This is a genomic window from Kribbella sp. NPDC050470, from assembly GCF_044458365.1.
Classification (GTDB): domain Bacteria; phylum Actinomycetota; class Actinomycetes; order Propionibacteriales; family Kribbellaceae; genus Kribbella.
Genome location: NZ_JBITHV010000015.1, coordinates 101,039 through 118,368, shown reverse-complemented (window position 1 = coordinate 118,368; position 17,330 = coordinate 101,039). Strand labels below are relative to the sequence as shown.

Sequence of the window (17,330 nt, the reverse complement as noted above, 5' to 3'; positions counted from 1 at the left end):
CGCTCCCACGGGCTCAAACCTACTCGGACGGGCCAGTGGTCCGTCCGCGGATCTCAATCATGGAAATGCAGGGGCTTGCCGGCGAGTGCCAGGTGGGCTTCGCCGAGGGCCTCGTTCTGGGTGGGGTGGGCGTGCACGAGCGGCGCGACGTCGGCCGGGTACGCCTCCCAGTTGTAGATCAGCTGGGCCTCGCCGATCAGCTCCCCGACACGGGAGCCGACCATGTGCAGCCCGACCACGGCGCCGTCCTTGGCCCGGACCAGCTTCACGAAGCCCTGGGTCTTCAGGATCTGGCTCTTGCCGTTGCCGCCGAGGTTGTAGTTCAGGACCTCGACGTCGCCGTACTTGTCCCGGGCCTGCTCCTCGGTCAGGCCGACCGAGGCGACCTCGGGCTCGGAGTACGTGACGCGCGGGATGCCGGCCTCGTCGATCGGGGTCGGCGAAAGCCCGGCGAGGTGCTCGGCGACGAAGATGCCCTGCTGGAAGCCGCGGTGCGCGAGCTGCAGGCCGGGGACGATGTCACCGACCGCGTACACGCCCGGCACGGACGTCTGCAGGGTGGAGTCGACGGTCACGAAGCCACGGTCGAGCGCGACGCCGACCTCCTCGTAGCCGAGGCCGCTGGTGTTGGGGCCGCGGCCGACCGCGACCAGCAGCACCTCGGCCTCGATCACCTCGCCACCGGCGACGGTCACCCGCACGCCGTTGTCCACCACCTCGACGGACTCGAACGGCGTCCCCGTCTTGAACGCGATCTTCCGCTTCCGGAACGCCCGCTCGAGGGTCTTGGAGCAGTCGGCGTCCTCGGACGGCACCAGCCGGGGCAGCGCCTCGACGATGGTGACCTTGGTGCCGAAGGAGGTCCACGCGGAGGCGAACTCGACCCCGATCACCCCGCCGCCCAGTACGACGGCGGACTCCGGGACGCGGTCCAGCGTCAGCGCGTGCTCGCTGGCGATGACCCGGTTCCCGTCCAGCTCGAGGCCGGGCAGCGACCGCGAGTACGAGCCGGACGCCAGGATCACGTTGCGCCCGGTGTACGTCGTCCCCGCAACCTCGACCGTGGTCGGAGAAGTGAGGCGGCCTTCGCCCTCGATGACGGTGATGCCGCGGGCCTTCAGCTGGCCCTGCAGACCCTTGAAGAGCCGGTCGACGACGCCGTCCTTGTACTTGTTCACCCCGCCCATGTCGACACCCTCGAGCGTGGTGCGGACGCCGAACTGCTCACCCTCGCGGGCCGAGTCGGCCACCTCCGCGGCGTGCAGCAGCGCCTTGGTGGGGATGCAGCCGCGGTGCAGACACGTCCCGCCGACCTTGTCCTTCTCGATCAGCGCCACCGACAACCCGAGCGTCGCGGCACGCAGTCCGGCGGCATAGCCACCGCTGCCGCCACCGAGTATCACCAGGTCGTACGTCGTACCACTCTCAGTCACAGGTTCCTCCGTGGGTCTGGTCGGCGGGCGGCCCGGATCGCGGGCAGGGCCCACGTCATCCTTTCACCGCTGCCGTCGTGCGCCACCCCCGGGCCACCCGGAACCGTTACAGGAGATTTCGTGCCCCGAGTTGCCCGGATAGGGGACACTTGCCCCATGAAGTGGTTCGGTCGCCGGCAGAAGCCGGGCACGATGCGCCGGTCGGACAACCCCGACCAGGCGCACCTGCGGGAGTTCGCCCAAACCCGCCAGGGCGTCGAGGGCTTCGTCGAGCCGCGGACGGCGGTGACGGAGTACACCCTGCTGCTGGTGGCCATCGACGGCGAGTGGACCCGGCGCCGGGTCCCCTCGGTCGAATGGGCGCACAACTTCGCCAACAAGCTGGGGATCCCGTCGTACGACGCCGCCGTCGTCGGCTACCCGCCCCGGATGCGCGAGTACAACGCCCGCATGAAGAAGAACGGCCTCGCCTAGAGGATGGGGACCCGCTGTCGCACCCCCGAGACCACGGAGGTGTCGACAACCCCGTGCAGGATGTCAGCCGCAGCGCCAAGCCGCGAAGCCGTCTGGCCCAGCGGAGTGGTCAGGCTGCTCCGCCCGATGCCGAGCGGATCCGTACCCACCGGCGGCACATAGGCCTGGCCGCACGCCAGCACCCAGGCCTGCGCGTCCGCAGCCCGCGCCCGCGTCAGCAGGTCCCACTGCTCCTCCTTACCCGGCCCCGCACCCCACGACGCCGGTACGACGACCAACTCCGCACCCAGCCGCCCCAGCGCCGTGAACTGGTCCGCGAACCGCAGGTCGTAGCAGGTCGCCAGTCCGACGGTCACGTCGCCGTACCCGAACGTCACCAGCTCCTTGCCCGGGGCAACGGTGTCCGACTCACGCGACCCGAAGGCGTCGTACAGATGGATCTTCCGGTACGACGTCTCCACGCCAGGCCCCGTGACCAGCAAGGTGTTGTGCACCCGGCCGTCGTCAGCCGGCTCGAACAGCCCGGCCACGACCACCACGCCGAGATCCGCGGCCACCTTGCGCAGCCCGGTCGCGAACGGCCCGTCCAGCGGCTCGGCGACAGTCCGCAGATCGGTGCCGAAACAGGCCAGCACAGCCTCCGGCAGCACGACCAGCGAGGCCCCGTCCGCGGCGGCCCGCCGTACTGCGTCGGTGGCGGTGGCGAGGTTGGCGACCGGGTCCGGACCGGCCGAGACCTGGGCGGCGGCAACGCGGAGAAGTGTCATCTGGTCCTCCAAGGCTGTATACATTGAGTATGCGATTGAGTGGGGACTCCGGCCGGGATCGCGCCTACCAGTACCTGCGGGGGACGGTCCTGAGCGACCCTGCGGTCTCCGGGACGTTCATCAACGAGCAGGCCGTGGCGACCGAGGTCGGGATCTCCCGGACCCCCGTCCGCGAGGCACTGCTCATGCTCGCAGCCGAGGACCTGGTCCAGCTGGTGCCGCACCGGGGCGCCTTCGTGGCGCCGGTGCCGGGCCGGGAGATCGCGGAGATGATGCAGGCCCGCGGGGTGATCGAGACCTGGGCCGCGACCACCTCGCTCGCGGCCGGTATCGCGCCGGTCGACGCGATGTCCGCCGTACTCGAGCAGCAGCGGTCGATTGTCGACAACGGCGACGCCAAGGAGTTCATCGAGCTGGACAGCCAGTTCCACGCGCTGCTGGTCGACGCGGCCGGCAACTCGGTGCTGGCCCGGCTGTACGACAACCTCCGGGCCAAGCACGTGCTGCTCGGGGTCGTCGCTCTGCAGCGCAGCGCCACCCGTCGGCAGGAGGTGCTCGAGGAGCACCAGGCCATCGTCGACGGGTTGGCGGCGGGCAAGCCGGAGGCGGCCGAGAAGGCGATCCTCAGCCACCTCGACTCCACCGGCTCGCTGCTCATGCAGGGCTGACAACCAGAGCCTCGTCGTTCACCGCGCGGCCCAGCCGCAGACCCACCAGCGTGACCGAGCAGGCCACCACGATGTACGCCGCGATCACGTAGCCCGTCCCCGCCTTCGCGAGGAAGTACGTGAACGCCAGCGGCGCCAGCGCGCCACCGATCACGCCCGCGAACGTGTAGGCCAGCGACGACCCCGTGTACCGCAGCCGTGCGGTGAACTGCTCCGACACGAAGGCAGCCTGCGGCCCGTACATCAGCGAGTGGAACAGCAACCCGATCACCACCCCCGCCAGCACGGTCGCAAACGACGACGCCATGGCGAAGAACACCACCGACCAGACCGCCCCACCGATGGCTCCGACGGCATAGATGGTACGACGTCCATACCGGTCGGAAAGCCAACCAGACAAGGGAATCAGCCCGACCTGGAACGCCGATCCGATCAGTACGGCGGTCACCGCCGCGCCACGACTCATCCCCAGCTCCTTGGTCGCGTACGTGAGCACGAACACCGCGAACATCGCGTAGAGAACATCCGGTCCGACCCGCGCCAGGATGGCCGCGATCAGCGGCCGGGTCTGCGTCTGCAGCACCTCCGACACCGGCGCCGTCGGCCGATCGCCCCGCGCCTCGAGCTCCCGGAACACCGGAGTCTCCTCCAGCTTCGTCCGGATCAGCAGCCCGAAGGCAACGAGTACGGCGGACAGCAGGAAGGCGACCCGCCATCCCCAGCTCAGAAACGCTTCCTCGGACAACGCACCGGCAAGAACAGCAAGTACGCCGTTCGCCATCAACGTCCCGAGCGGCGGCCCCACCTGCGCCGCTGACGCCCAGAACCCGCGCTCGCCGGGCTTGCTGAACTCACTACTCAGCAGCACGGCTCCACCCCACTCGCCGCCCACGCCGACGCCCTGCGCGAAGCGGAGCGCGACCAGCAGCGTCGGCGCGATCGCCCCGGCCTGAGCGTGGGTCGGCAGCAGGCCGATGAAGAACGTGGCCACGCCGATCAGCAGCAGCGTTGCGACCAGCACCCGCTTGCGGCCGATCACGTCGCCGAGCCGGCCGAAGAAGATCCCGCCGAGCGGACGGGCGACGTACCCGACCGCGTACGTCGCGAAGGCCTGCAACGTGCCGGTGAGCGGGTCACTGCCGGGGAAGAACAAGTCGCCGAAGACGAGCGCGGCCGCGGAGGAGTAGACGGCGAAGTCGTACCACTCCAGCGAGGTGCCGGACAGGCTGGCGGCGAAGGCCTTGTAGAGGCCCCGGCGTTCTGACGGGGAGTTGGACATCGAGGTGGACCTCCTTGGGGGGATGCTCCATACTCGTTGTATACGACGTGTTCACGCAAGCGCTGACTGCAGAAATTTCGGAGGAGTCACCAGATGAGCCAGACCCTGCGCTTCACCCTGCCCGACGGCAGTGAGCGGGAGATCGCCGTCCGCTACGCCCTGAACGCCGGGTACGCCGGACGCGACACCGAGCAGGTCCAGCACCACGTGGACGAGCTGGCCGAGCTTGGCGTACCGGCGCCGCGCCGGATTCCGACCCTGTACCCGCTGTCCGCGTCGCTGGTCGGGCGGCCGGAGGTTGTCCAGGTCGCCCACGCCAAGACGTCGGGCGAGGCGGAGTGGGCGCTGGTGGTCGGGGAGAGCGACGTGCTGCTCACGGTCGCGTGCGATCACACCGACCGCGCGCTCGAGGTGCACGGTGTTGCCTGGAGCAAGCAGTCCGCGCCGGATGTGCTCGGCGACGTGGCCTGGCCGCTCGCCGACATCGAGGACGAGCTGGACCAGTTCACGCTGAAGGCGTGGGTCCGGCACGGCGACACCGAGCAGCTGATTCAGGACGGCACCCTCGCCCAGTTGCTGCCGCCGGCGTACTGGCTGAAGGAGCTCGGCGACCGGGTCGTCCCGGGCACCGTCCTGCTGAGCGGGACGATCCCGATGATCGCGGGCGTCGACCAATTCGCCGACGCCTGGCGGGTCGAGCTCACCGACCCGCGCGGCCTCACGAGCCGGATCAACTACACGGTCGAAGAGCTCGCGCCGGCCTGGGACTGACAATGAAGGCCGAGCGGGAATTCTTCGCGACGACAGAGCTGACCTGGACCGACGCAGGGGGCGGGATCACCCAACGCATCCTCAGCCAGGACCCCGAGGACGGGACGCTCACGCGCATTGCGCGCTGGGCGCCCGGCACCAGGTCGGGCGACGAGGTGATCAGGCACGAGTACGTCGAAGAGGTGTACCTGCTCGAGGGTGAGCTGACCGATCTCACCCTCGAGCGGACGTTCGGCCCAGGCGACTACGCCTGCCGGGCGCCGGGGATGCCGCACGGCCCGTACACGACGGCCGACGGCTGCGTGATGCTCGAGATCCGCTACTCAGCCGGCTGACGCGGCCAGCTCCACCAGGGTGCGTACGGCGTAACCGGTGCCGCCGGCCGGGGTGTAGCCGGAGGCGGAGCCCTCGTTGAACGCCGGGCCGGCCACGTCCAGGTGCACCCAGTCGATGCCATCAGCAACGAAGTCGCCGAGGAACGCGGCCGCCGCCAGCGCGCCGCCCCACGGCTCGCCGGTGATGTTGGCCAGGTCGGCGACCTTGGAGTGCGACTTCAGCTTGTCCAGCATCTCGGCCGGGATCGGCAGCGGCCACATCGCCTCGCCGGCCGCGACCGCGGCGTCCACCACCCGGTCCCGGGCGGTGTCGGTGTTCGCGAACGCGCCGGCCACCTTGGTGCCCAGGGCAACGACGCAGGCGCCGGTCAGGGTGGCCACGTCGATGATCAGGTCCGGCTGGTCCTCCGACGCCCGGACCAGGGCGTCGCCGAGGACGAGCCGGCCCTCGGCGTCGGTGTTCAGCACCTCGACGGTCTTGCCGCCGTACATGGTCAGGACGTCGGACGGGCGGGCCGCCGAGCCGGACGGCATGTTCTCGGCCATCGCGGCGTACGTGGTGACCTGGACCGGCAGGCCGAGCCGGGCGATCGCGACGGTCGCGCCGATCACCGCGGCGGCACCGGCCATGTCGGCCTTCATGCTGATCATCCCGCTGGCCGTCTTCAGCGACAGGCCGCCGGAGTCGAAGGTGATGCCCTTGCCGACGAACGCCAGGTGGGTGACTGCCTTCTTCGGGGTGTAGCTGATCCGGATCAGCCGGGGCGGGTTGGCCGACCCCTGGCCGACGCCGAGGATGCCGCCGTACCCGCCCTTGGTCAGCGCCTTCTCGTCCAGCACCTCGACCTTGACGCCGTGCTCCTTGCCGAGCTTGACCGCCTCGGCGGCGAAGTCGGCCGGGTTCAGGTCCGACGGCGGGGTGTTCACCCAGTCGCGCACCTGGCGGACCGCGTCCGCGGTCACCTCGGCGCGCTCGAGCGCGGTCCGGGCGACCTTGTTCCGGGCCAGGTCGGTCAGCACGGTCAGGTTGCCGGTCGCCTCCGGGGCGGAGTCGGAGGACTTGTACGCCGTGAACGCGTACCGCCCGAGCAGGGCGCCCTCGGCGATCGCGCGGATGCAGTCGGCGTCCGGGGTCGGCAGCGCGAAGGCGACCGACTGCGACGTCTTGGCGGCCCGGACGCCGGCGCCGGCCGCCGTCCGCAGGTCCTCGGTCTTCAGCGCACCGTCAGGCGCCTCGCCGAGGCCGACCGCGATCAGGGTCGCCGACTTGCCCGGCTTCGGCCCGGGCACCTTGGTGACCTCGCCGGCCTTGCCGGTGGCGCCGAGACCGGACAGCACCTCCACCAGCTTCCCGCCGTACGCGGCGTTCAGCGACTCGGTGCCGGCCGGCAGGGTGACACCGCCGCCGACCTTGACCACGCCGATGACGACGGCGTCGGTCCGGACGCCGGCCGCATCGGCCTTGCTCAGGGTGATGGTGCTCACGAAAATCTCAGTCCTCCTTGACCGGCGGGCGCAGCGGCCGGTCGTGACGGTACGTGAATGCTGCCTCCGCATGCTACGCGTCGGGTAAGTTCCGCTCCATGACCCCGTCTGATCTCAAGAAGTCCCCGCTGCACGAGCGCCACGTCGCCCTCGGTGCGAAGTTCGCCGAGTTCGGCGGCTGGGAGATGCCGCTGGAGTACTCCGGTGTCGTCGCCGAGCACACCGCGGTCCGCACGTCCGTCGGTGTCTTCGACGTGAGCCACCTCGGCAAGGCGACCGTGCAGGGCCCGGGCGCGGCGGCGTACGTGAACTCGTGCCTGACCAACGACCTGGGCAAGATCGCGCCCGGCCAGGCGCAGTACACGTTGTGCTGCAACGAGCGCGGGGGAGTGGTCGACGACCTGATCGCCTACCTGCACGCCGACGACGACGTGTTCCTGATCCCGAACGCGGCCAACACCGCCGAGGTGGTCCGGCTGCTGCAGGCCTCCGCGCCGGAGGGCGTCGTGGTCACCAACACGCACGACGACTACGCGATCCTCGCCGTCCAGGGCACGAACAGCGACGACGTCGTGAGCGCGATCGGGCTGCCGACCGGGCACGATTACATGTCGTTCGCGACCGCGGACTTCGCCGGTACGACGGTCGTCGTCTGCCGGACCGGCTACACGGGTGAGCGCGGTTACGAGCTCGTCGTACCGAACGCGGCCGCGGTCGCGGTGTTCGACGCGCTGCTCGAGGCCGGGGCGCAGTACGGGATCGTGCCGGCCGGGCTGGGCGCGCGGGACACGCTGCGGACCGAGATGGGCTACCCGCTGCACGGGCAGGACATCTCCCCGGATATCACGCCGGTGCAGGCGCGGTCCGGCTGGGCCGTCGGCTGGAAGAAGGAGCACTTCTGGGGTGACGAGGCGCTCCGGGCGGAGAAGGAGCGCGGCGCGGCCCGGGTTCTGCGCGGCCTGCTCGCGGCCGGCCGGGGCATCCCGCGGCCGCACATGACAGTGCTCGATCAGTCCGGCACGGCGCTCGGTGAGGTGACGTCCGGCACGTTCTCGCCGACGCTGAAGAAGGGCATCGCGCTGGCGCTGCTGGACGCGACGATCAAGGAAGGCGACCAGGTCGTAGTCGACATCCGTGGCCGCCAGGAGGCGTTCGACGTGGTCAAGCCGCCGTTCGTCACGGTGCACGTGCGGGAGAGCTGACCAGCGGCTGGGCGGCAGTCTCTGCTGCCGCCCGCCGCCTGATCGACCTGCTGTGGCCGGATGCCATGCCGAACAACCCGAGGCGGGCGCTGCAGGTCTACATGTCGCGGCTGCGGTCCGTGCTGGCGGCCGAGGCGCGTCTGACGACCGCCGAGCCGGCGCGGGAGACGTTCGCCGCGGCGACGATGCTGGCGCTGTACCGGTCCGGTCGACAGGCTGATGCCCTGGCCGCGTACGCCGAGCTGGTTTCTCGCGATCCGCGACGACCGTGAGACCCGGTACGAGGTTCTCCAGTCGGCCAGGGATGCTGTTGCTGGAGGCAACGAGGCCGAGCTCGAAGCAGAGCTCGACAGATCCTTGTTCGGCGCCTTGGCACAGGCCGGGACACCCCCGGAAGGCCTGCTGCAGCAGGCGGAACGCGGACTCGCGTCGGCCGAGCGGACCGGGCGCGTGGCCTTGCGCATCGCCGCGATGAACCAGCTCGCCTGGGCCTCGTCGGCGCAGGGAGACTTCCAGCGGTCGTTGCAGGTTGCGGAAGCGATAGTCGCGCTGGTCGACGGGGCCCCCGAGGCCGAGTCCTCGCGACCGCGAGCGATGGACCAGTTGGGCGGAGCGCTCGTGATGCTCGGCCGGATCCCAGAAGGCCAGGCGGCTCGCCGGGAGGCTTGTGCGCTCAGTGCTCCGGGCACCCGCCTGCACGCGATCCGCCTTGTCATGCTTGCCGAAGCGCTGCTCGCCGACGAGGATCTCGGTGCTTCGCACGTGTCCGAGCTGACGTCGATCCTGGCGGAGGCGCGCGAGATCGTCACCCGGATCGGCGACGAGCTCGGTACGGCGCACGTCGACAACACCGAGGCCCAGTTGCTGATCCTCACCGGAGACCGGGACGGCGGAGACACCTTGTTGCAGCGGGCGGCCGAGGTGCTGACCCGGCGCCCGGACGCGTCCGGGGCAGCAGCCAACGCGATCGGCCGGGCCCGGCTGAACGTCGCGCGCGGACGGCCCGCCGAAGCCCGCCGAATCCTCGAGACCGCGATCGCCGACGACCCCGCCGTCGGACACGCAGTCCAGGAAATCCAGCACCAGCAGAGACTCCTCGGCTGCGGCTGAAAGCCCCGCCGGCCTGTTGAACAGCTCACATTCACCCGAATTTGCTACTCAGCGTAGCGTCGACAGTCCGCAAGATTTGACTACGCTGTGTCAAAACGTGGCACAAAATGGACGCTGGCGAGGCTGTGCCGATGCTATTCGCAGCCGAATGACTGCACAGCGTGATTCTTCGATGGAAAAGTTCGGTTCCTTTTGAAGTTCCGGTAACGATTCGTGCATTCGAACCCAAGGCCGCTGGCTAGGGGTCGATGGCGTCGGGCAGGCTAGCGCGCGGTTGAGGCGGGGCCGGTCGTCAACCGAATTTGACGCGAGCCCGCCATCGGCCGAGGCTCTACCCCGATCTACAGATCGTGGCTGGTCCCCTCCCCGTACGAAATCTGGCTGACAGAGCTGACGGAGCGCGAATGAGCATCGGTTCACCCGACTCGACAGTTGGTGTCGAGGACCACCCGGCATCCGCCGAGCCGGTTCGGGATTCCGCCGTACCGCACGGCAAATCGCCGACCCGGATCGCGATGGACCGGCTCCGCAAGGACAAGGTCGCCGTCACCTGCGCCGCCATCGTGCTGTTCTTCATCCTGGTGGCGGTGCTCGCGCCGGTGCTGACCAAGATCGAGGGCGGTGACATCGGCACCTTCCACCCCGAACTGGTCGACGAGTACGGGTTCCCGACCATCGTCGCGAACGCCGAGCACTGGTTCGGTGTCGAGCCGAAGACCGGCCGGGACAACTTCGCCCGCTGGGTGTACGGCGCCCGCCCGTCGCTGATCGTTGCCTTCACCGCGACCGCGTTCGGCACCATCGTCGGCGTCGTGATGGGCCTGCTGGCCGGCTTCCTCGGCGGCTGGGTCGACCGGGTCATCTCCTGGGTGATCGACTTCGTGCTGAGCCTGCCGTACCTGCTGTTCGCGATCGCGATGGTGCCGATCGTGGAGAGCATGCGCGGCGGGTCCTTCAACCTGTCGCCGGGTGAGCAGGCCTCGACCCGGTTCTTCGTGCTGATCTTCGTGCTCTCGTTCTTCGGATGGGCGGGCCTGGCCCGGATCATCCGCGGCGAGGTGCTGTCCCTGCGCGAGCGTGAGTTCGTGCTCGCGGCGAAGGCGATCGGTGTCCCTACGTCGCAGGTGCTGTTCAAGGAACTGCTGCCGAACCTGGTCGCGCCGATCGTGATCTCGGCCTCGCTGGCGCTGCCGGCGTACGTCACCGCCGAAGCCGGCCTGTCCTTCCTCGGTGTGGGACTGATCGAGCCGATCCCGTCGTGGGGTCAGACGATCGCCACCGCGACCAACTGGTTCAAGGCGGATCCGCTGTACCTGTGGCTGCCCGTGCTGGGCATCACGGCGCTGGTGCTGTCCCTCGCCCTGCTCGGAGACGCCGTCCGCGACGCCTTCGACCCCAAGACCCGCCGGTAGCCCGGCGTTGCCCCAGCGGCAGAAAAGGAGAATCACGACAAATGCAGTGGAAACGGATCACCGCCGTTGTGGCGACGGTCATGCTGGCCGCGGTGGCTTGCGGCAGCCCGTCGTCGAACAACAACAGTGACGCCAACACGGGCGACGCGGGCACGGCCCAGGAGAAGGCCACCGACGCGACGGCCAAGGGCCCGGCGAAGGAGCTCGAGGGCGCGAAGAAGGGCGGCACCATCACCGTCCTGTCCGACGTCACGCCGGACACGCTGGACCCGACGAACATCTACTTCACCGACGGGAACCAGATCGGCAAGCTGATGTACCGCGCGCTGACGCAGTACAAGCTGGACGAGAAGACCCAGAAGCCGACCCTGGTTCCGGACCTCGCCGAGGACCTCGGCACCAAGTCCGCCGACGGCCTCACCTGGACGTTCAAGCTCAAGCAGGGCATCAAGTACATGGACGGCACGCCGGTGAAGGCGGCCGACTACGCGTACGCGATCAAGCGCTCCTTCGCGCACGACCTGTACGACGCCGGACCGACGTACCAGAACGAGTACTTCAAGGACGGCAAGACCTACAAGGGCCCGTACGCCAGCGGTGACAACTACGCCGGCGTCGAGACGCCGGACGACAACACGCTGATCATCCACCTGGCGAAGAAGTTCGACGACCTGCCGTTCTACGCCGCCTTCCCGATGTTCACGCCGATCCCGAAGGCGAAGGACACCAAGAAGAGCTACGACCTGAAGCCGATGGCGACCGGTCCGTACATGGTGGACCTGTACAACCCGGGCACCGAGCTGAAGCTCAAGAAGAACCCGCACTGGGACCCGAACACCGACCCGGTGCGCTACCAGTACCCGGACGCCTGGGACTTCAAGTTCGGCCAGGACACCCTGAAGGTGCAGCGCCAGGTGCTGGCCAGCTCCGGTCCGGACGCGAACGCGATGAACTACTCCGACCTGGACGCCAGCCTCATCCCTGAGCTCAAGGACAAGAGCCAGATCGTCAGCGGCGCCCAGCCGTGCACCCAGGTCTGGGGCCTGGACACCCGGAAGATCCCGATGGACGTCCGGCAGCTGATCGCCAAGGGCTACCCCTTCGACACCTACCGGAAGGTGGCCGGCCTGAGCCCGGAGAGCGCGATTCCGGCCTCGACGATCCTGCCGCCGGCCGTTCCCGGCCACGAGAAGTACGAGCTGCCGGGCCTGACCGGCAAGGGCAAGGGCGCCGAGGACCCGGCGGTCGCCGAGGAGATCAAGTCCAAGCTGAAGGAGCTCGGCAAGGAGAACTTCGAGCTCAGCTGGTACTACTCCAACGACGACAAGATCGCCACTCAGGTCAACCAGCTGCGCACCCAGGTCTACACCGCGGCCGGCTTCAAGGTGAACGCGATCGGTGTCCCGAAGGCCAAGATCCGGACCATGCGCAACGACCCGGCCGCGCCGGTGAACATCGGCCAGGGCCCGTCGGGCTGGTGCTCGGACTGGCCGTCCGGTGGTAGCTGGTTCCCGGTCCTGTTCCGCTCCGACGCCGTCGAGCTGAGCAACAGCATCGGCATGATCCAGGACAAGACCCTGGACGCCGAGATCGACCGCGTGAACGGCCTCGCTCCGGACCAGCAGCTCAAGGAGTGGCCGAAGATCGACAAGACGATCATGGAGAAGTACCTGCCGCTGATCCCGCTGTACTACACGGCCAGCTACTACCCGGTCGGCAAGAACCTCGGGCACGTCGTCAACGACCCGACCCAGGGCCTGCCGGAGTTCACCTCGATGTACCTGAAGCAGCCCTGATCCGGACTGCCGTAGTACCTGCAGTCTGATCATCTGATGGTGGGGTGGTGACCGGGCCCCGGTCCGGTCACCACCCCGATCGGTGAGGAGAAACCCTCGTGCTCTACTTCGTGGCGCGCCGGCTGGTGAGCGCGCTCAGCGTCGTGCTGGTCACGCTGATCGCGACCTTCACGCTGTTCTTCGTCGCCCCGACCGACCCGGCCGCGGCGATCTGTGGCGATCGCAACTGCACCCAGGAGCGATACAACGAAATCAAGGCCAACCTGCACCTCGACCGGCCCAAGGTTCAGCAGTTCGCGGAGTACACGGTGGGCATCGTCGCCGGGCGGACCTTCGAGACGGCCGGCGTGAAGCAGGAGTGCAACGTGCCCTGCCTGGGCTTCTCCTTCAAGAACGACCGGCCGGTCACCCAGATGCTGAAGGACCGGCTGCCGGTCACGGTCTCGCTGGTGCTCGGGTACGCCGTGATGGTCCTGACCATCGGTGTCTTCGTGGGCTCGATGGCTGCGAAGAGACGGGGCACCGTCGGCGACCGCGCGCTGATGAGCAGCACGCTGATCCTGAGCTCGGTGCCGTACTACATCGTCGCCCTGATGGTCTCGCTGTACCTGACGATCCTGTACCCGGTCCTGCCGCGCGGCGGCTACACGCCGTTCAGCGACAACCCGGGCGCCTGGTTCGCCGGCCTGTTCACCCCCTGGCTGGTGCTGGGCATCTACAACTGCACGCAGTACGCGCGCTACTCCCGCGGCTCGATGGTCGAGGCGCTCAGCGAGGACTACATCCGGACCGCCCGGGCCAAGGGCCTGTCGGACCGGCAGGTGACCTACAAGCACGCGCTGCGCTCCGGGATGATCCCGGTGATCACGATCTTCGGCCTGGACATCGCCGGCAGCCTGGCCGGCGCGATCTTCACCGAGCGGATCTTCGACCTGCCCGGCCTGGGCAACCTCGTGCTGGAGAGCCTGAACAACTACGACCTGCCGGTGATCATGGGCACCGTCCTGGTCGCCTCGGTGATCCTCGTCGCGATGAACTTCCTCGTCGACGTCGGCTACAGCCTGATCGACCCCCGAGTGAGGCTGACATGAGCATCAATGATGAGCTGAAGCGGCCGTCGGTCGTCACCCGCGAACGCCGTCAGGGGGCGATCAACCCCAGCGGCGAGACGCCGTACCTGGTGGTCCGGGACCTGACCGTGAAGTTCCCGACCGCCGACGGTGTGGTCAGCGCGGTGAACGGACTGAACTACTCGGTCCCGCTCGGGCGCACGCTGGCGATCGTCGGTGAGTCCGGCTCCGGCAAGTCGGTGTCGAGCATGGCCGTGATGGGCCTGCACGACCGCCGGCGGACCCAGATCACCGGATCGATCACGCTCGGCGGCGACGAGATCGTCGGCCTGCCGGAGAGCGAGCTGATGAAGGTCCGCGGCGACGCCGTCGCGATGGTCTTCCAGGACCCGCAGTCCTCGCTGCACCCGCTGTACCCGGTCGGCAACCAGATCGTCGAGGCGTACCGGGTGCACCACAACGTCAGCAAGGAGGTCGCGAGGAAGCGCGCGATCGAGATGCTCGACCTGGTCGGCATCCCGAACCCGCAGCGCCGGTTCTCGCAGTACCCGCACGAGTTCTCCGGCGGGATGCGGCAGCGCGCGATGATCGCGATGGGCCTGGTCAACGACCCGAAGCTGGTGATCGCCGACGAGCCGACCACCGCGCTCGACGTGACCGTGCAGGCGCAGATCCTGGACCTGCTGAACAACCTGCAGAAGGAGTTCGGCTCCGCGATCGTGCTGATCACCCACGACCTGGGTGTGGTCGCCGAGATGGCCGACGACGTGCTGGTCATGTACGCCGGCCGCTGTGTCGAGTACGGCACCGCCGAGGACGTGCTGGCCCGCCCGCGGATGCCCTACACCTGGGGCCTGCTGGAGTCGATCCCGACCGTCTCGGCCGCGAACGAGCGGCTGCGCCCGATCAAGGGCCTGCCGCCGAGCCTGCTGAACCTGCCCACCGGTTGCTCCTTCAACCCGCGCTGTCCCTACAAGGACCGGGTGAAGGGCGAGCGCTGCACCACCGACCTGCCCGAGCTGATGCCGGTCGACGGCGCCGGCGCCCACACGTCCCGTTGTCACCTGCACGACAAGGCCTCGATCTACGAGGCCGAGGTCGCGCCGAGACTGGGCTGAGCGGGGGCTGAGGAGAGAGATGAGCGACAACGTGCGTACGGTCGACGCCGTGCCGGCGGCCGCGGGAGCCCCGCTGCTGCAGGTCCGCGATCTGAAGATGCACTTCCCGATCAAGGAAGCGGCTGGGCTGGGCCGGACCAAGAAGGTGGTCCAGGCCGTCGACGGCGTCAGCTTCGACCTGAAGGCCGGCGAGAGCCTCGGCCTGGTCGGCGAGTCCGGCTGCGGCAAGTCGACCACCGGCCGGATGATCACCCGGCTGCTGACGCCGACGGCGGGCGAGATCAGGTTCAAGGGCACCGACATCGCGCAGCTGAGGGAGCGGGAACTGCGCCCGTTCCGCCGCCAGTTGCAGATCGTCTTCCAGGACCCGTACAGCTCGCTGAACCCGCGGCAGACGGTCAGCAACATCATCAGCACGCCGCTGCGGGTGCACAACCTGGTCAAGAAGGGCAAGGAGCTCGACCGGGTCCAGGAGCTGCTCGAGCGGGTCGGCCTGAACCCCGAGCACCACAACCGGTACCCGAACGAGTTCTCCGGCGGCCAGCGGCAGCGGATCGGCATCGCCCGGGCGCTCGCGGTGGAGCCGGAGGTGATCATCGCCGACGAGCCGGTGTCCGCGCTGGACGTGTCCATCCAGGCCCAGGTGATGAACCTGCTGGAGGACCTGCGCCGCGACCTCGGCATCGCGTTCGTGTTCATCGCGCACGACCTCGGTGTGGTCCGGCACTTCTGTGACCAGGTCGCGGTGATGTACCTGGGCAAGATCGTCGAGCAGGGTCCGCGGGAGCAGATCTACGGCGCTCCGCAGCACCCGTACACCCAAGCGCTGCTGTCCGCCGCACCCGACCTGGGCACCATCCGCGGTGTCCCGCCGAAGGAGCGGATCCGGCTGGTCGGCGACGTACCCTCGCCGATCGACCCGCCGAGCGGCTGCCGGTTCCGGACCCGCTGCTGGAAGGCCGAGGACATCTGCGCGACCCACGAGCCGCCGCTCGAGGCCAAGCCGCAGTCCCCGGCCGGGCACTCCGCCGCCTGCCACTTCGCGGAGCCGAAGGTGGACCTGACGGCCGCCACAGCCTGAGCTCTTCGCAGAAGGCCCCCGCACTGCGGGGGCCTTTCTTTCTTCAGGTGTGCTGCTCGCCGTGCTTCAATTCGTCACGCTCCTGCGCGAACCGGATCGACTCGAAGGTGACCAGCCCGGCCAGCAGGACAGTCAGTACGGCGAGCTGCCCGAGCGCGGGCACCTTCGCGACCAGCGGTATGGCGACCAACACGAGCGCAGCGGTGACGAGCCGGGACACGCTCAACCGGTGCATCGTCCGCCACTTGAAGCCGACGTGTCCGAGCAGATAGAAGATGACGCCGACGAACAGCGCCCAGAGGCCGATGCCCTTCAGGGGGTCGTCGAGGCTGTGGTGCTCGGTGTCACCGACGTACTCGAGCACCTTCTTCAGGCCGAGGGCGAGCAGGATGATTCCGGCGATCATCGGGAAGTGCAGGAAGGTGTACGCGTCGCGGGCGAGGGCCGCCCGGGTGTCCTCCGGCTCGGACGCCAGCGCGTGCTCGCCGTACAGAACAGTCGCGTCGAAGTAGATCCACCACAGTGCGGACGACACCATCAGGCCGAGCACGGAGGCGATCAGGATCGGCCACGAGATCGGCAGGTCGGTCACGCCGACACCGATCGCCACGATCGACTCGCCGAGCGCGATGATGATGATCAGCCCGTGCCGCTCGGCGAAGTGCGTCGCGGAGTGGAACCGCCAGCCGTGTGCGTCGATCAGGTACGTGCCGCCGTAGTCGACGGCGAGCGCGGCGGCCCACAGCAACGTCTGCGTCCGGCCGTCGTACTGCGAAGCGACCAGGAGCAGCGCGCTGGCGCCGAGCATCGAGAGGGAGAAGCGGAGCAGCGTACGGCGTAGCTGCTGGTCGCCCTCGGCGATCAGCCAGAAGAGCACCAGGTGGAGTGCCCGGAAGAGGAAGTACGCGCCGGCGATGACCACCGGTCCGGGCAGACCACCCGGTAGGTCGTGGAAGGCCTCCGGGATCGCGAGTGCGATCAGGAACATCGCCGCCATCGCCGCCAGCATCACGCCGCGGACTGCGCCCTCGTCGGCCTTGACCAGGTTGCACAGCCAGGAGAAGCCGATCCAGCTCCACCACAACAGCCCGGTCAGCAGGAGGCCGCGGCCTACGCCGTGCCAGGTGAGGTCGTGGGCCATCAGCGCGGTGACCTGGGTCAGCGCGAAGACGAACACCAGGTCGAAGAACAACTCCAGCGTCGTGACGGTATGACCCTCGCCGGTCTGCTCCGCCTTGATGGGTCTTCTGGACTTCATGCGGCACATCCTGCCACCAGAACAGGCTGCCGGAATGGAAACGGCGGGCTCCCACCTGGTCAGGGTCAGGG

General features: G+C 68.8%; 17 protein-coding genes. 12 read left to right on the top strand and 5 right to left on the bottom strand.

Features of this window, described 5'->3' with window-relative positions; translation table 11 throughout:
* Nucleotides 1–53: 53 nt before the first annotated feature.
* Nucleotides 54–1,433, bottom strand: a complete 1,380-nt coding sequence (gene lpdA / locus ACIBGM_RS39200) for a dihydrolipoyl dehydrogenase (RefSeq protein WP_360534528.1) — start codon at nt 1,431–1,433, stop codon at nt 54–56.
* Nucleotides 1,434–1,589: 156 nt separating this feature from the next.
* On the opposite strand from lpdA, the gene ACIBGM_RS39195 reads away from it, so the two are divergent.
* Entirely contained in the window at nt 1,590–1,907 is a 318-nt protein-coding gene (locus ACIBGM_RS39195) for a hypothetical protein (RefSeq protein WP_360534530.1), read from the top strand.
* Here the strand turns inward: ACIBGM_RS39195 and ACIBGM_RS39190 are convergent.
* A complete protein-coding gene (locus ACIBGM_RS39190) occupies nt 1,904–2,674 on the bottom strand; it encodes a carbon-nitrogen hydrolase family protein (protein WP_396388423.1) in 771 nt (256 codons plus the stop codon). The two genes, ACIBGM_RS39195 and ACIBGM_RS39190, sit on opposite strands and share 4 nt — an antisense overlap.
* Nucleotides 2,675–2,703: 29 nt before the next feature.
* Between ACIBGM_RS39190 and ACIBGM_RS39185 the strand changes: the two genes are divergently transcribed.
* Nucleotides 2,704–3,342, top strand: coding sequence for a GntR family transcriptional regulator (locus ACIBGM_RS39185; protein ID WP_360534534.1), 639 nt, complete (start codon nt 2,704–2,706; stop codon nt 3,340–3,342).
* Here ACIBGM_RS39185 and ACIBGM_RS39180 read toward each other — a convergent pair.
* Nucleotides 3,329–4,621 carry an MFS transporter gene (locus ACIBGM_RS39180; protein ID WP_360534536.1) on the bottom strand — a complete coding sequence of 431 codons (1,293 nt, stop codon included), beginning with the start codon at nt 4,619–4,621 and terminating at the stop codon, nt 3,329–3,331. The genes ACIBGM_RS39185 and ACIBGM_RS39180 overlap by 14 nt on opposite strands.
* A gap of 93 nt (nt 4,622–4,714) precedes the next feature.
* On the opposite strand from ACIBGM_RS39180, the gene ACIBGM_RS39175 reads away from it, so the two are divergent.
* Nucleotides 4,715–5,392 carry a DUF2848 domain-containing protein gene (locus ACIBGM_RS39175; RefSeq protein ID WP_360534538.1) on the top strand — a complete coding sequence of 226 codons (678 nt, stop codon included), beginning with the start codon at nt 4,715–4,717 and terminating at the stop codon, nt 5,390–5,392.
* A gap of 2 nt (nt 5,393–5,394) precedes the next feature.
* Nucleotides 5,395–5,727: a cupin domain-containing protein gene (locus ACIBGM_RS39170; RefSeq protein WP_396388422.1), complete on the top strand. Its 333-nt coding sequence runs from the start codon at nt 5,395–5,397 to the stop codon at nt 5,725–5,727.
* Here the strand turns inward: ACIBGM_RS39170 and ACIBGM_RS39165 are convergent.
* Nucleotides 5,716–7,212, bottom strand: coding sequence for a leucyl aminopeptidase (locus ACIBGM_RS39165; RefSeq protein ID WP_396388421.1), 1,497 nt, complete (start codon nt 7,210–7,212; stop codon nt 5,716–5,718). The genes ACIBGM_RS39170 and ACIBGM_RS39165 overlap by 12 nt on opposite strands.
* A gap of 98 nt (nt 7,213–7,310) precedes the next feature.
* Between ACIBGM_RS39165 and gcvT the strand changes: the two genes are divergently transcribed.
* The 8 genes from gcvT to ACIBGM_RS39125 all read left to right on the top strand — a co-directional run bounded on the left by gcvT (nt 7,311) and on the right by ACIBGM_RS39125 (nt 16,001).
* Nucleotides 7,311–8,414 carry a glycine cleavage system aminomethyltransferase GcvT gene (gene gcvT, locus ACIBGM_RS39160; RefSeq protein WP_360534544.1) on the top strand — a complete coding sequence of 368 codons (1,104 nt, stop codon included), beginning with the start codon at nt 7,311–7,313 and terminating at the stop codon, nt 8,412–8,414.
* A gap of 65 nt (nt 8,415–8,479) precedes the next feature.
* The gene (locus ACIBGM_RS39155) at nt 8,480–8,686 is read left to right on the top strand and encodes a BTAD domain-containing putative transcriptional regulator (protein ID WP_360534546.1); all 207 of its coding nucleotides are present in this window, start codon (nt 8,480–8,482) and stop codon (nt 8,684–8,686) included.
* Nucleotides 8,634–9,524, top strand: coding sequence for a hypothetical protein (locus tag ACIBGM_RS39150; RefSeq protein ID WP_396388420.1), 891 nt, complete (start codon nt 8,634–8,636; stop codon nt 9,522–9,524). Before ACIBGM_RS39155 ends, ACIBGM_RS39150 begins: the two co-directional genes overlap by 53 nt.
* A gap of 404 nt (nt 9,525–9,928) precedes the next feature.
* Nucleotides 9,929–10,936: an ABC transporter permease gene (locus ACIBGM_RS39145; protein ID WP_396388419.1), complete on the top strand. Its 1,008-nt coding sequence runs from the start codon at nt 9,929–9,931 to the stop codon at nt 10,934–10,936.
* Nucleotides 10,937–10,977: 41 nt separating this feature from the next.
* On the top strand, nt 10,978–12,732 hold the full coding sequence (locus ACIBGM_RS39140; protein ID WP_360534552.1) for an ABC transporter substrate-binding protein: 1,755 nt from the start codon (nt 10,978–10,980) through the stop codon (nt 12,730–12,732).
* 98 nt (nt 12,733–12,830) lie between these two features.
* On the top strand, nt 12,831–13,823 hold the full coding sequence (locus tag ACIBGM_RS39135) for an ABC transporter permease (protein ID WP_360534554.1): 993 nt from the start codon (nt 12,831–12,833) through the stop codon (nt 13,821–13,823).
* Complete coding sequence (locus tag ACIBGM_RS39130) at nt 13,820–14,920, top strand: ABC transporter ATP-binding protein (RefSeq protein ID WP_360534556.1); 1,101 nt, start codon at nt 13,820–13,822, stop codon at nt 14,918–14,920. Before ACIBGM_RS39135 ends, ACIBGM_RS39130 begins: the two co-directional genes overlap by 4 nt.
* A gap of 19 nt (nt 14,921–14,939) precedes the next feature.
* Nucleotides 14,940–16,001 carry an ABC transporter ATP-binding protein gene (locus tag ACIBGM_RS39125; RefSeq protein ID WP_396388418.1) on the top strand — a complete coding sequence of 354 codons (1,062 nt, stop codon included), beginning with the start codon at nt 14,940–14,942 and terminating at the stop codon, nt 15,999–16,001.
* A gap of 43 nt (nt 16,002–16,044) precedes the next feature.
* On the opposite strand, the gene ACIBGM_RS39120 is transcribed toward ACIBGM_RS39125, so the two are convergent.
* On the bottom strand, nt 16,045–17,259 hold the full coding sequence (locus ACIBGM_RS39120) for a low temperature requirement protein A (protein WP_360534560.1): 1,215 nt from the start codon (nt 17,257–17,259) through the stop codon (nt 16,045–16,047).
* Between the last annotated feature and the right edge of the window lie 71 nt (nt 17,260–17,330).

Excerpts from the sequence above, each read along its gene's own strand:
- ACIBGM_RS39145 (WP_396388419.1), top strand. The coding sequence starts at position 9,929 with ATGAGCATCGGTTCACCCGACTCGACAGTTGGTGTCGAGGACCACCCG.
- ACIBGM_RS39180 (WP_360534536.1), bottom strand. The coding sequence starts at position 4,621 with ATGTCCAACTCCCCGTCAGAACGCCGGGGCCTCTACAAGGCCTTCGCC.
- ACIBGM_RS39190 (WP_396388423.1), bottom strand. The coding sequence starts at position 2,674 with ATGACACTTCTCCGCGTTGCCGCCGCCCAGGTCTCGGCCGGTCCGGAC.
- ACIBGM_RS39125 (WP_396388418.1), top strand. The coding sequence starts at position 14,940 with ATGAGCGACAACGTGCGTACGGTCGACGCCGTGCCGGCGGCCGCGGGA.
- ACIBGM_RS39140 (WP_360534552.1), top strand. The coding sequence starts at position 10,978 with ATGCAGTGGAAACGGATCACCGCCGTTGTGGCGACGGTCATGCTGGCC.
- ACIBGM_RS39170 (WP_396388422.1), top strand. The coding sequence starts at position 5,395 with ATGAAGGCCGAGCGGGAATTCTTCGCGACGACAGAGCTGACCTGGACC.
- ACIBGM_RS39185 (WP_360534534.1), top strand. The coding sequence starts at position 2,704 with ATGCGATTGAGTGGGGACTCCGGCCGGGATCGCGCCTACCAGTACCTG.
- ACIBGM_RS39150 (WP_396388420.1), top strand. The coding sequence starts at position 8,634 with ATGCCCTGGCCGCGTACGCCGAGCTGGTTTCTCGCGATCCGCGACGAC.
- ACIBGM_RS39155 (WP_360534546.1), top strand. The coding sequence starts at position 8,480 with ATGCCGAACAACCCGAGGCGGGCGCTGCAGGTCTACATGTCGCGGCTG.
- ACIBGM_RS39195 (WP_360534530.1), top strand. The coding sequence starts at position 1,590 with ATGAAGTGGTTCGGTCGCCGGCAGAAGCCGGGCACGATGCGCCGGTCG.
- gcvT (WP_360534544.1), top strand. The coding sequence starts at position 7,311 with ATGACCCCGTCTGATCTCAAGAAGTCCCCGCTGCACGAGCGCCACGTC.
- ACIBGM_RS39120 (WP_360534560.1), bottom strand. The coding sequence starts at position 17,259 with ATGAAGTCCAGAAGACCCATCAAGGCGGAGCAGACCGGCGAGGGTCAT.
- ACIBGM_RS39130 (WP_360534556.1), top strand. The coding sequence starts at position 13,820 with ATGAGCATCAATGATGAGCTGAAGCGGCCGTCGGTCGTCACCCGCGAA.
- ACIBGM_RS39175 (WP_360534538.1), top strand. The coding sequence starts at position 4,715 with ATGAGCCAGACCCTGCGCTTCACCCTGCCCGACGGCAGTGAGCGGGAG.